General features: G+C 34.3%; 11 protein-coding genes and 1 pseudogene. 6 read left to right on the forward strand and 6 right to left on the reverse strand.

Annotated elements, in window-relative coordinates; all coding sequences use genetic code 11:
- Nucleotides 1–15 precede the first annotated feature (15 nt).
- The gene (gene glnK / locus ACZ5QH_RS21540) at nucleotides 16–354 is read right to left on the reverse strand and encodes a P-II family nitrogen regulator (RefSeq protein ID WP_004725283.1); all 339 of its coding nucleotides are present in this window, start codon (nucleotides 352–354) and stop codon (nucleotides 16–18) included.
- 291 nt (nucleotides 355–645) lie between these two features.
- On the opposite strand from glnK, the gene ACZ5QH_RS21545 reads away from it, so the two are divergent.
- The 6 genes and pseudogenes from ACZ5QH_RS21545 to ACZ5QH_RS21570 all read left to right on the forward strand — a co-directional run bounded on the left by ACZ5QH_RS21545 (nucleotide 646) and on the right by ACZ5QH_RS21570 (nucleotide 7,166).
- Nucleotides 646–873 carry an accessory factor UbiK family protein gene (locus ACZ5QH_RS21545; RefSeq protein WP_004725282.1) on the forward strand — a complete coding sequence of 76 codons (228 nt, stop codon included), beginning with the start codon at nucleotides 646–648 and terminating at the stop codon, nucleotides 871–873.
- Nucleotides 874–944: 71 nt separating this feature from the next.
- Nucleotides 945–1,784: pseudogene (locus ACZ5QH_RS21550) on the forward strand (YifB family Mg chelatase-like AAA ATPase); the annotation flags it as partial.
- Between the two features lie 100 nt (nucleotides 1,785–1,884).
- Complete coding sequence (locus ACZ5QH_RS21555) at nucleotides 1,885–3,681, forward strand: hypothetical protein (RefSeq protein ID WP_303576580.1); 1,797 nt, start codon at nucleotides 1,885–1,887, stop codon at nucleotides 3,679–3,681.
- 158 nt (nucleotides 3,682–3,839) lie between these two features.
- The gene (locus ACZ5QH_RS21560) at nucleotides 3,840–4,877 is read left to right on the forward strand and encodes a nucleotidyltransferase (RefSeq protein WP_303576579.1); all 1,038 of its coding nucleotides are present in this window, start codon (nucleotides 3,840–3,842) and stop codon (nucleotides 4,875–4,877) included.
- Nucleotides 4,878–4,879: 2 nt separating this feature from the next.
- Nucleotides 4,880–5,812: an S-4TM family putative pore-forming effector gene (locus ACZ5QH_RS21565; protein ID WP_303576578.1), complete on the forward strand. Its 933-nt coding sequence runs from the start codon at nucleotides 4,880–4,882 to the stop codon at nucleotides 5,810–5,812.
- 262 nt (nucleotides 5,813–6,074) lie between these two features.
- A complete protein-coding gene (locus ACZ5QH_RS21570) occupies nucleotides 6,075–7,166 on the forward strand; it encodes a hypothetical protein (protein WP_303576577.1) in 1,092 nt (363 codons plus the stop codon).
- Nucleotides 7,167–7,206: 40 nt separating this feature from the next.
- Here ACZ5QH_RS21570 and ACZ5QH_RS21575 read toward each other — a convergent pair whose 3' ends face one another.
- Genes ACZ5QH_RS21575 through ACZ5QH_RS21595 form a run of 5 tightly spaced genes read right to left on the reverse strand, consistent with a single transcriptional unit; the run spans nucleotide 7,207 to nucleotide 13,328 of the window.
- Nucleotides 7,207–8,643 carry a transposase gene (locus ACZ5QH_RS21575; protein ID WP_303576576.1) on the reverse strand — a complete coding sequence of 479 codons (1,437 nt, stop codon included), beginning with the start codon at nucleotides 8,641–8,643 and terminating at the stop codon, nucleotides 7,207–7,209.
- Nucleotides 8,636–9,754 carry a TniQ family protein gene (locus tag ACZ5QH_RS21580; protein ID WP_303576575.1) on the reverse strand — a complete coding sequence of 373 codons (1,119 nt, stop codon included), beginning with the start codon at nucleotides 9,752–9,754 and terminating at the stop codon, nucleotides 8,636–8,638. Before ACZ5QH_RS21580 ends, ACZ5QH_RS21575 begins: the two co-directional genes overlap by 8 nt.
- Nucleotides 9,755–9,781: 27 nt before the next feature.
- Entirely contained in the window at nucleotides 9,782–10,702 is a 921-nt protein-coding gene (locus tag ACZ5QH_RS21585; RefSeq protein ID WP_303576574.1) for a TniB family NTP-binding protein, read from the reverse strand.
- Nucleotides 10,703–10,706: 4 nt separating this feature from the next.
- Nucleotides 10,707–12,617: a Mu transposase C-terminal domain-containing protein gene (locus ACZ5QH_RS21590; protein ID WP_303576573.1), complete on the reverse strand. Its 1,911-nt coding sequence runs from the start codon at nucleotides 12,615–12,617 to the stop codon at nucleotides 10,707–10,709.
- Nucleotides 12,618–13,328: a TnsA endonuclease N-terminal domain-containing protein gene (locus tag ACZ5QH_RS21595; RefSeq protein WP_303576572.1), complete on the reverse strand. Its 711-nt coding sequence runs from the start codon at nucleotides 13,326–13,328 to the stop codon at nucleotides 12,618–12,620. It lies immediately after the preceding gene.
- Nucleotides 13,329–13,469: the final 141 nt, after the last annotated feature.

Raw genomic sequence — 13,469 nt, forward strand, 5'->3', positions numbered from 1 at the left:
AATCTTCGTGCCAAATTAAACAGCGTCTGGACCTGTTTCACCTGTACGAATACGAATTACTTGCTCTAAATTAGTCACGAAAATTTTTCCATCACCAATTTTGCCAGTGCTAGCAACGCGTGTAATAGATTCAATCACTGAATCTACCATGTCATCACTGATTGCGATTTCGATTTTCACTTTAGGCAGAAAATCAACAACATACTCAGCGCCACGATAAAGTTCAGTATGCCCCTTTTGACGACCAAAACCTTTAACTTCAGTTACGGTAATCCCTTGAACGCCTATATCAGACAGTGCTTCACGCACGTCATCTAATTTAAACGGTTTTACAATTGCAGTTACGAGCTTCATATTGTTTTCCTTCGGCTTATTTCACCAGTAAGGTTTTATGTTCAATTTTCATGCCAATCTTATTAATGGTTGGGGTGATTAATTCAATCAACATGCATTGCCTTTATAACCTATTGTATATACTTAGGTGAAGTTGCAACTTTAAAAAACACATAATATTGCGTGTTTTTTTAGATTTCATTGCTAAATTATAGGAGACATCATGCTTTACGCATCGGATAAAAAATTACTTAAATAAAATCAATACGCGATGTTACACTAGGCAAAGAACATTACTCATTTGGATTCCTCATGATTGAAACATTATTACAAGCAATTTTGGAACAGGTTGATCAGCCTAAAAAAGATATAGAACATAATTTACGTGCCTTGCTGAATGAAGCCATTTCTAAAATGGATATCGTTTCAAAAGACGAAATTGAACGTCAAAAAACTGCACTAAATAATGCCAATTTACGCTTGACCGATTTACAAGAACAGGTCAAAGCACTTGAGGTGTTGATTCAGGATAAAAAATGAACTAAATTTGCACATTATTGGTGCAAAAAATATAATAATGATTAAAAATAAAGCAAAAGTGGAAAACAACAATGTCTTTAGCCAAAATTTATACCCGAGGTTTGCTCGGGCTGCATGCACCTTTAATTGAAGTTGAGGTCCATGTTAGTGCAGGGCTGCCTTCTTTAACAATTGTTGGCTTAGCTGAAGCAGCAGTTCGTGAAAGTAAGGATCGTGTTCGATCTGCCATTATTAATAGTGGTTATCAATTCCCTACCAAGCGCTTAACCATCAATCTCGCACCTGCGGATCTTCCCAAAGATGGCTCTCGTTTAGATCTGCCCATTGCACTCGGTATCTTGATTGCCACAGGGCAACTTCCTGAAAATGTCACAGATCATTTTGAGTTTATTGGTGAATTAGCACTGGATGGACACTTAAGACCAATTACAGGGACCTTAACCATTGCAATGGCATGTCAAATGGCCAAGCATCAATTGATGTTGCCGCAGGAAAATGCTGCTGAAGCAGCGCAATTGCCTGAATTTCAGGTATTTGCTGCACAGCACTTAAAACAAGTCTGTGAGCATTTCTTAAATCTACAAAAAATTGATGCAACTGCTCGGCAAAAAATACCGCAAGACAATACCTACAAATTTGATTTGGCAGATGTCAAAGGGCAATTACGCCCACGACGCGCTTTAGAAATTTCAGCAGCAGGTGGACATTCGCTTTTATTTAAAGGCCCACCGGGTACAGGTAAAACCCTGTTAGCGTCACGCTTACCGAGTATTTTGCCAGCCTTAAATCCACAAGAAAATCTTGAAGTTGCCAGTATTTATTCAATTGCCAAGACCAAACACCATTTTGGACAGCGCCCATTTCGCGCCCCACACCATACCGCGTCTGCAATCGCTCTTGTCGGTGGCGGTTGTCAGTTCCATAAATAAATCAGAGTTTACACAAATAAACTAGAGTGATTAAAAAAACTATATTATTTATACACTAATTTCATTAAATCTAATAAGAGACATGTCTACTACAAACAATGAAAAAGTGATAACTATTGATTGTTTTCCAAACGATAATATACGCAGAGTAGCGTATAGATATGGTGGATTTTATCGGAATGAAGGTAGTGACGTTACAAATCCTTTAATAGAAGTTTTATTAATAGAAATTGGTAAGAGTGACCAATGGCTTGATTTGAAGAAATGCTCTACTTTTTTCGTACCATTTCTAGACATTGATGCTGTCCAACAATGTAGTATTTGGAGAGGTAAAGTATTAACAGATGAAGTCTATAATTTCTTAGGAAAGCTATCCTCTCGACAATTTATATTTGATTTTACAAATCATAAGCCAAAAAATATTAGATCTATTGATAAGATTCCAAACACATCTGAATATTATATTCCTCTTAAAAAAATTATGCTGCCTCAAAGAAATGATTATGTTATTCAAGGCTACCCTTTTAACAAATTTAATCCTGAGCCATATCATAAAGTAAATTATTGCCTAATGTTGTCTAATGACAATATACAAGTAATCACTTCCGCAGTTCATATATTGCATAGCCTATTTGTCAATCGCAAAGATATTAGAGGATCACTATTATTCACACCAATCCAAACCATTGTTAATCGTTATCTTGAGTTCTATACAACAGAAACTATTGATGACCAAACTGAGTATAAAATTAAGATAAGAAAACCATATGGAGACTTGGGCGATACAGCCATTATCTTTCTTGCAAATCTTGCATTGAATGAACATGTACAAAATATTATTGATAAAATTCAATGTAGTATGGAAATATCTGATTTCAACGCTTTGTCTTTGCAAAACAACAATAATGCAAGGTATCCCATTGTACTTCCTCCACATCCAACAAAGCTTTCAGTTGAAGCGGAAGGCATTTGGTTAGATGATAAAAAAGAACGATTCTTCATCACTCGATTCAAAAGAGTTGATCCTATCGACGATCATGTAATTGATGTAAATCAAGACCATGTGGATACTGTACCGAAAGATACTGATCATAAACCCATACCACGCGAAAGAAGCAAAAATAAGAATGAACACATCAATACTCAACAGCCACCCTCAAGAGTTAATGGTGAGTACCGAAAAAGATCGGATGTTCAGGCAGGAAATACTCATGGAATACTAAAATACTCATTTAATGAACCTAAAAGTGATCCAGTAAAAGTTGATACCAATATTCAATCCTATACAGATAAGTCTGAGGATGTTGAAACTTCTTCAGATCAACCTTATGGTAATGAAAAATCCGATGTTAAAAAATCTGAAACAGTCGATAAACCACCTGTAAGAGATGAACGCTTTGATATTGAATATATTATTCAATCACTTCAGAGCCTAGTCTTAAAAAAAGACTCACCATTAAAACAGGTATCCTCAGTTAATGAATCTGGCGATAATGTAGCTGGATTCAATTTACTTCAAATCAAACCTCTTATTCCTGCTCCTGAACACCCATCTTGGGTTGATGCAAAATTAGGAAGAAAAATTTTATTTTTAAAACTTGAATTAGAAAACCAAAATGGTCATTGCTATTTAATTGATATCCACAAAAATAGAAATCATGAAGCTTTCTGTGCTTTTCTTATTCTTACAAATTATAAGCTAACTAGTGATCAAATAAAAAAAATATGTATAGCCCTTGAAAAAACAAAAGGTGTTAAGAGATGGTGTCAGGAATGTAGCAGATTTACTAAAAAAATTATACCTATTACACACTCATGTGCTACGCCCGATGAGTGGGCTAATAAATTTGGAAGCTTATTTTTAAATTTAAGCAAGTAGATCAAAATAGCCTTTAATCCAATAGCTTAACTGAAGGAAATATGTTTGAATTATAAATAGATTATGGGTTAATTTCTTATATTTCTTCATATTAGCCAATTTTAATCTAATAAAAAATTAACATTTTATTATTGATCAATTTATTTCAAGAGGAAAATATGGCTACAGGTGTAATCAAAGCATTTGATGATTTTATGAAAGAAACTGTAAATCTAGATCAATCCAGAGTTGCTTCAGCCCGAAATAGTAGAAACTGGCTTCTAGACAGGATTGCCTCATTTCCAGAGAATGACATGTCTTTCCCAACCTTGCATAATGAATATAACCTAAATTATGGTTCATTTGAACGTAAAACAAAAACAAGACCTCTTGATGATATTGATATGATGATTGGCATCAAAGCTGATGGCTGCACTTATATCGAAACGAACGTTAACGATGTCAAAATTTATTTTCCTGATCATTATAATGGTCGTCTCAATGCTTTTAGGCATACAACTTACGGAAAGGAAAGTACTCTAAGTTCTACTAGAGTGGTAAACAAATTTGTTAAAAATCTTGGTGAAATAGATCAATATAGTAAGGCTGAAATTAAACGTACAGGTGAAGCTGCGACTTTAAAACTCATTTCATATGAATGGAATTTTGATCTTTTGCCATGCTTTATGACAACATCAGAAAGTGATGGTAGATCTTATTATTTAATTCCAAATGGAAATGGTGATTGGAAGAAAACAGACCCTAGAAAAGATCGAGCAAGATTAAGCTCAATCAACCAATCATGTAATGGCTACGTCTTAAATGTTATTCGGGCTTTTAAGTACTGGAACCAGCGTCCCTATCAAACTAGATTGCCATCATATTTACTTGAGACAATGATTAGCGATTACTATCAAAATGAAATTCACTACTCAAGAAGTAGTCAAGTCTCAAAATATGTGGATATGGAATTCATAAAAGTTCTTGAATATTTAATAGATAATATATATTCGACTGTCAGTGACCCAAAAGATATCACATATAATATCAATGACTTAAATTTTGAACATCAGCAATCTATGTATACTAGACTCAGTGTTACACTAGAAAAAGCTAGACTGGCTAGACAATATGAATCAGATACAAAACCGAAAGAATCTATTAAGAAATGGCGAGAAATTTTTGGTGACAACTTTCCTGATTACACAGGCGCATAAATATGACTAACATTGCTCAACGTCAGAATGAACCAGAAAATATCAAGAGATTACAAGCTCAAAGACAAATGTATTCTGATGTAAAGTTTTGGATGATAATTATTGTTATAGTTGGGGTTATTATTCCAATTATCGTTTCATTTTTTACATTTGCGTTGAATAGTGATTTCTTTTCCAATTTATTAAATTTTGAAAAGAGAGATATCGGTTATCTTTCTGCATTTATTGGCATAGGGGCAGCTATATTTGTTGAACTACTTAGTAACCTCCTAAAAAAGATGAAAGAAGACGCAGCAAAAATACAAGAATTATTCGATACATGTGTTTTTCAGTTACCATGGGATAGTATCAATATTGGAAACAAACCAGATTCTGGATTAACATTTAAAAAAAGTAAGAAATTTTATAAAAGATATCCTAATTATAATGGTTTTAAGGACTGGTATACCATTAAGGCTGCAACCTTCAAATATCCTGAAGCTATAGCATTTTGTCAACAACAAAACTTACATTGGGATAGCTCATTAAGAAAAGATATTATTACTGTATCAGCAATAATATTAACTTTTATTATTCTAGTAATGTTCTTTTTAGGTATATTTAATGACTTTACCTTTAGGAATTTTTTAACAAATGTTGTCTCCCTACTACTACCGATCTTCTTGTTTTTCTACAAAATTATTACCGAGCATTGTGAAACAATCAAAGAGATGGATCGTCTAAGAGAAATTAATGACGACTTAATAGATTCTATAATTTCAAATACTTTACCTATAGGTGATTTCATGTCCCAATGTCGCCAGTTACAAACAGCTATCTATAACCATAGAAAATCAGCAAGACCGATACCAAATTGGTTGCACAAAAAAAGAAAGGATTATCAAGAAGAAGAATCGGCTGATAGAATGCAGCAATATCTTGATACGCATAATTAACTAATTTCATTATCATTTTTAAAATTATTCATAGTTTATAATCCAAATATTCTGATTATTAAAGATAGTCAAAATGGTGGAATTTACTATGAGTTTTTTAATTAATCCAAAGAGTAGTCACTAATGTATATGTATGTAAATAACTAAGTAATTTCCTAATTTCACACTAAGTAAAAGAGTTTGACACTCATTTCTTCATTTTAACCAAACTAAATTTTAATTTAAAATTTATAAAATTCCCTTATTCATATTGAGAGTGTTTATGCATTTATTTTCTGATACATATGAAGATAGTAAAAAATTTCATAATAAATATAAGCTTTTAAATAATCATCTCTTTGCTATTGGTCAACGTCAAATTTTGCAAGAGTGGGCAGATGGCTTCATAGATCGTGATGGTAAAGTCTTATATGAGTTTCAAACAACTTTTCACTCAATGTTTTGGGAATTTTATATACATCAAGTTTTAAAAGAAATGGGTGAAAAAATAGATTTTAGTAAGAACCGTCCTGATTTTATTGTTCAGAATCCTGATGGTTCTCACAAAATGTATATTGAAGCTGTAGTTTCTCAAATTAAAAAAGGTGGTCGTGAAGAAGACGTAAGATCGATCAATGATATGATGGAAGTAATAAAACCTTTATGGAAATTAGAAGATTATCATTCAATAATTAATGAAGGTATCGTAAGGGCTTCAAACTCAATCAATGAAAAATTAAAAAAGTATGAAAAATATTCAAAGTTAGATTGGGTTGATACTAATGTCCCTTATATAGTTGGTGTTTCTTCGTATTCCCAAGTTAACTATGGACTAGAATCCCACTATTCTATCTTCGCTTTACTATATGGCTTATATATGAATGTAGATGGTACTTCTTTTTTTAAAAAACAGAATATTGTTAAGCCAAATACTGAATCAGAGATTGCTTTAAATATTTTTAATGATGAAAATTATTCGGATATTTCTGCAATTATGTTTTCGAGTAAAGTTACATTAGGAAAATTGGCTAATTTGGCAAAGTCTAGGGGATTGCAAGGCTCAGAAATTAGTGCAAATGTAAATCTCTATTTTGATGATGTATATCCATACTTTAAACCCGTAATTGTAAATGAAAATAACCCTGAACTTTTAGTTGATGGCTTGATGATTTTACACAACCCTAAAGCAAAAGTTCCACTTGATAAAACTATATTCTCTAATTTAGGAATAACTCAAATTTATATTAATGATGGTCAACTAGAAATTGATGCAGTTTCTCCTTTTCTAATAAATAGATTTCATAGTGAATTACATAGAGGTATGGATGAGATAATAGCTAATATGTATTTTCATGATTATAACTCCCCTAATTAATGAGATTTATAAATAATTTACAGACTCTAAGGCTTTATAATCACTTAGGCATTCTTTTGGGCAACCAATAAGACTGCCTATTAAATACTACAGTAAAACCATCATCTGTCTCAGAAATCATCCCTATTTTAATCTTTAAAGCATCAATGTAAGGAAGCTGATGGAAATATCTAAGACCATTTCTGACCCAAATGATGATGGCTTTGTTACTACTTAAATCAGTCTGAGTTAAGGCAACAATCTTGTTTTCTAGCTTTTGTTTCCGTTTAGCCTTTAAAAAATTAGATTTTTTTAACTTTAAATAATCAATGGAAGTACCATAATTCTCATTTAAAAAGTTAACGAATCCAGTGAGAGCAGCAGCTTGACCTGAATAGTCAGCCAAATACGCTTTGACATGCTCCAAATTTGGTAATTGGGTACTTTCTTGCCCCATTGACAGCATCAACGCCACCGCAGGCTTTACAGCCAACCGAGCTGAACGTAGTGAAGTATCACCTCTTTTGATTTTTTCTTCTAATTTATTCTTGTACTCCAGTACAACATCATACGCCAAAGATGGTTGCAAAATACTTTGTACAAGCTTTTCCATCTGATCTCGTTCTGAACAACTTTTTTTGTTATCCATCTCTATTCGAATGTCATGCACTTCTTCAAGCCATTGCATCACCAATTCAAATTTCCTAAGCCCACTGCTTCGTAATACTGATAACAACTGTATTGGTGTAGGTACAGATTGATTCCAATGCATTTCTGTTTTTAGAAAAAAATGAGTATGTTTATTTATATATAACGCAGCCTTATTTGATCCAACTTTCTTTTCTAGCCAATCTATATAATTCTCATATTGCTGTTTTAAGTAACTAGACTCAAATGCTTTCTGATTTTGATCAAATTTATTCCATAAATTTTTATGCCAATAACAATCATCACAGAGATCAGCACAACCTGCTGCAATTATACATTGACATGCTTTACAGGATTTCTGAGGCTTGTCTCTACATTTTTTGCACGTCCTTTTTCCTGATGCATCAGACTCCAATAACCGATGTTTCTGACACGATGGACATGTTTCGTAATCTCTTGTCGAACATTTAGGACATACCCGTAGATCGTCATTAAATCGTGAAATTCTAGTCAATTTTTGTGATGGTATACCGCATCGCTCACAAGGCTCAATAGGTCTAAAATACACGGAACAACTATTACAGACCACGCCATACTCAGTCAGCTTACCAATCGGTTTATTACTCTGATTACATCGAATACAGGGTTGTTTCTTAATACATTCATTACAAATATCTTGTTCATCATTCCTAGGGAGCCGAGCAAAGTCACCACAGCCTGAACATCTGCGTCTTTTAAAGATACGAGCATAACAAGTCGAACAATATTTCTTGCCTTTATATCGTTTTTTTATGAAAGAAACTGACTGGTTGCATCCATGACAGTCATGTTCAATAACATTTTCAGTCAATATGCCTAGCTCCACTAATATTGCTTCTTCTTAATAAATTTAACCATTGACGTTGTACACTTGCTTTGGATTTTGGCTTGGTAAGAGTTATTGCTGCACGAGAGATAGGATAACGTCTTGTGGGCTTAATCATTAAATCTTTCATCTGTTGAAGCTGAACAGGCAACTTCTTACGCTTGTCCCAAAAGTTTGCACGACTTACTTCATATTCCTTTGATCGCTGTACCAATAAGTCACATGGAATATCCATAATCTGATCTAATATTGAAAGCAAAACTATTCGCTCCTGAGTATTCAGATATTCAAATGCTAATGGGGTAACTGGATGTGAAAGATGCAAATTTACGTCAAAACTTTCAAACAATTGGATTACATTTTTATTGGGCGTATTGACCAAAAACCTGATCTCACTTAGCCATGCGCGAGCAATTTCAAACCATTCTTGAGAGGTAATAATTGATTGATTATAAAAACCAATTTTTTGTTTTAAAACCTGATCCGCTTTATTTTGGAAGTTTAAAGCATTTAAATTGATGTTTTGGCTTTCCTTACAATGCCTTAAATCAAAACCACATGTGGTACAGATCGCCAAACAACCATGTACTAAATCCGCTTTAAATGGTTGGATTGTCACACCACATTCAGGGCAATGGTCAATTAAACCCATTTGATGTCGATTACAATGACAATGCCACCCCATACGCCACATTAAACGCAAATAAGGGGGATTTTCACGACTTTTAAAGCATTCAACACAAACTTGCCGACCTGATGTATTTGAACGATTTCGTGTGCCCAAGGACAAAACCCAAGGGACATTTTGTTTTGGATCATAATTTGAGTGTATCTCAGCAACAAAGCTACTCAACATTGATTGCTGTATATTCTGTCTTGTCTCAAGAATAGTATGAGATAACAGGGCATCAAAATTTTCTGCATTTACACCCTTGTCTAAATCAATCGTTAAAGCTCTCCATTTCCCCCATAAAGCCTCAACGAGAACCATAGGTGAGCAACCTACATCTAAGGCGGATCGAATCAACCACGATGAAAATATTTCCCCTTGTTGAATGGGAGTTCTGATATACCAACATAGTTCAGATTGACTCATCTTCAGCCCCCAAAAAACAATTTAAAGCTAAAGTAGACTGAGATTGATATTTCTAATATTTCTTAATCCCTCAGTGGGTTTAAGCCATTTAAACTTGTGCACGATGTCATAGGTAATTTCTTCTTCACCTTTTAAAATGGCTTCTTTAGCACATTCCACCAGTAATCGATTTAAATCACCTAGATTTCCCCCTGATACTTCAAAAATCAACGTAGCAATCTCTTTGGATGCAAGATTAGACTGTTTTTTTAACGGCAATAGTCGAACGTAGCTAATTAATAATCTTAAAAAATCTTGGTTAAGTTCCCATTTGGGTAAATTCACCACATCAAAACGACTAGCATATTGTGGATCAGTATGCAGTATGGTTATTGCTTCACGAGTGCCAACACCCACGATATTCAGACTCAATTCATTGCTGAGATTCTTGAGGGTATTCATAACTTCAGGAAGCAATTTAGCTGAACCTGTCAAACAATTATGAATCTCATCAATAATCAAAATTTTAGTCTCATACTTACGCATCAAATGTACGGCTTGATTTCGCAACTTGGCTTCAGAATCACTTGCTCGAAAAGGAACAAAAAAATGATTCAGAATATTGATATAGAGTTCTTTAACATTGGCTTTTGCAGGGGCAAGTATCGGCAAAACAGGCTTGGTCACGGACAATAAATTCATGTCGGCATCACTTACGGTTTTTGTATAATACTGTTTGGCAAACTCATGAATGATGGTCGTTTTGCCCATATTGGAATCACCAACGATCAGTAGGCACTCAGGTCTAAGCTTTCTAGGACGATTTAAAATATCGGTCAATGTATTCATAATGGTCATGGCTTTTTTATAGCCAATCCAACGATCAGTAAATAATGTCTCAATCCTTTCACTATCGCTTAATTGCATGATTTCAAGTACATGCTCTGCAAGATGTTCGTATTTTTCCATCACATCACCTTAAATCATCAAATGCAGTTAAAGGAGTACTCCACAAATCATCACTTGTCTGAAGGCTTTCAGAAACTACCGTCTTTTTAGACTGATTCTGCTCGGAAAGCTGAGTGATGGCTTTTTCATTTTCCTTTTTTCTTTGGTTTGAGCGACGTTGCTTTCGAGTCAAGCTTCGAGCCTGATTAAGTTGTTCACGTAGATGTAAAATCGCCTTGTAAATTTCATCCTGATTCTGAACATCCTGACGCTCACTTTTGAGATAGTTCTGAACCTGCTTATATTCAAATAAGCTAATTGGTGGTATCTCTCGTTTTGCAGTAGGTACTTTAAAATAAATATTAGAAAATGGTTCATAAAACCAAATCTGTGAAATATCCCTCGGATCACGTTTAAATAAAAATTTTCTTTTGCGCTTTCGATTACTGTCTTCTAGATCAATGGAATTAACCCATTGTCTTAAACAGTCGGCAAAATAGAATAATTTATCTTTTTGCACCCCTGTACGCTGAATGGTGGCTTCAAATTCAGGTAGAAAATCAATAAATAAGGTATCTTCATCAGATACACGTTCTTTCAAACCCGTTCCTGCTGTCATCTTCGTTCCCCAAACACCTTCTTCCCATTTAACTATTGGGGATGTTCCTAAAGCGGAATGTTTCTTCTGATGATAGACTTTGGCAATCCAATACACGATATAGTATTCCAGTTCCTTTAATGTCATACAGGCTTGTTTAGCGGAATCATACGTTCCACGCTGTTGCACATTTGAAAAAGTTGTACCATCCAATACATGCATTTCAAGATTGACGATACCAAGCATACGCTCAATGTGACCGCCAAACCTTGCACCTCCAATTGGTCGGTATTCCCAATGAATCCCATACTTTAGACAAGCTTTACTGATGTGGTTAGTTCTAAAATCTGGCCCATTATCTGTATGAACTGAGTCCATGATACCTTCGACTTGCCATTCAGCATCAATATCCAGTTCGATCAACTTACGTTTTTTTGACAAAATACAAGATGCTATACACATCGCTACTGAAGTCGTGCTTGGTGCTTCTAGTGATAGGTAATATCCTACGATCATCCGACTGAAAACATCGATTGCCAAGGTTAAGTGAGGTTTTCCAATCGCTTCTCTAAACTCATCGTCCACGATTTCAATATCTAGAGGAGTATGATCAATCTGCACATATGCCAAAGGGTAATCAGCATTTGGAAATGAACCCGCAGCAGCCTTAAATTTATCTATTGCAGCTTTTGATCCAAGACGTGCTTTTGTTACTTGGTAATCATTTAGAGCCTCAATTCTTCTACGAATAGAATTTTCATGCGGTGCTTCAAGCTGAAGCCTAGAACACTCTGCTTTTACAATTTCAATCGTTTTGGAAATACTTGGTTTCTTCACATTCAAATATTCATCATTGATGGCTTGTTTAATGATATTGCTCACTTGAGGTGATAACCTTGATTTTTCAGTTGTCCAACCTCGTTTTTTGGGAATCAACGCCATTAGAGAATTATTTTCCCGATAATCTTTAAGCCATTTCCACAATGTTGAACGATTCACATCATATTCATTCGCCCTATTTTCGACCAGTTCAGTCGTTGAATACTCAATCAAAGGCTTAATAATCTCATAACGTTGTAAAGCAATCTGCCAAGCTTCATTACTTATATCCTGATCACCTTTATTTAGATTTTCAGTTAGCGTATTTTCTTCGTCAAAAACGGTCAAACTTTTAGCATTGACCTGTAGACTACGTACCGAATCCAGACTAGATATAACAATGTCATTGGCATTTAAAACATTCACAATTTTATAGGGTTTTCCCTCATAACCAACAACCACATTGGGTTTAAGTGTGATACGACTACGATCAATACTGACAGCATTAGATTCAATCATTTAGATATTCCTCGAAAATGCATCATTTTGGTTCACCCATATCACTGTTTCAGCCGTTAAAGGGCAATACAAGTCACAAGCAACCATTCGCTTTGCCACTAACGCCCAAACTTGGTGAATCCCTTTTAAAACATTGGTTTTATCTTTAAAAAGATGAGCAGGTAATTGATTAATTGTTGATTGACCTAACTTTTGTAGGGTATCGAGTAATAATTGTTGATCAACGGCATCTACATGAGAGCGTCTAAATTTTCTTAAGAAATTAATATTTTCCCAATACTGATCATATAATCTTGTTTCACTAATAATTTTAAACTTCCACCCCTTATCAGCAGCAAAACGTTGCGCTGCTCTAAATTTTGGTTTTAACTTATCCCAGTCCTCAACAAGCTTTTTCTTAGGCTTAATTTCGATGAGCATTGGTACTGGAAAATCCTCAAAATCATCACAATTCGAGCTTGAAAACTGCACCAAAAAGTCAGGGGTGTAGGTTGATTGATTACCCAATTCAGTGATGTAGGGAATAACTACAGGTTGACCTATAACATCAATCACATTGTTATTAAATTCTTGTTTAAGTATGAAATCACGCTCAAGTGTCGATTCAAACCATATGGTTTTTTCACCTCTAAAAGCATAATTTCCTGAAATACTCCCATAAACAGTTTGAGCTTTTCTAACAGGTAAGTATTCGTCACTCAATTTTTTCATAAAATTTTACCTTACAGCCACTCGTGCTTATTAATGTAAGTATGCAAGCTACTCTTATCTATTTATGTAAATAATCTAATTTATTTGTGTAAAAATAGTGTAGTAACTTATTGATTACCTATCATGACACTCTATTCTATT

Source organism: Acinetobacter sp. Ac8 (genome assembly GCF_055392545.1).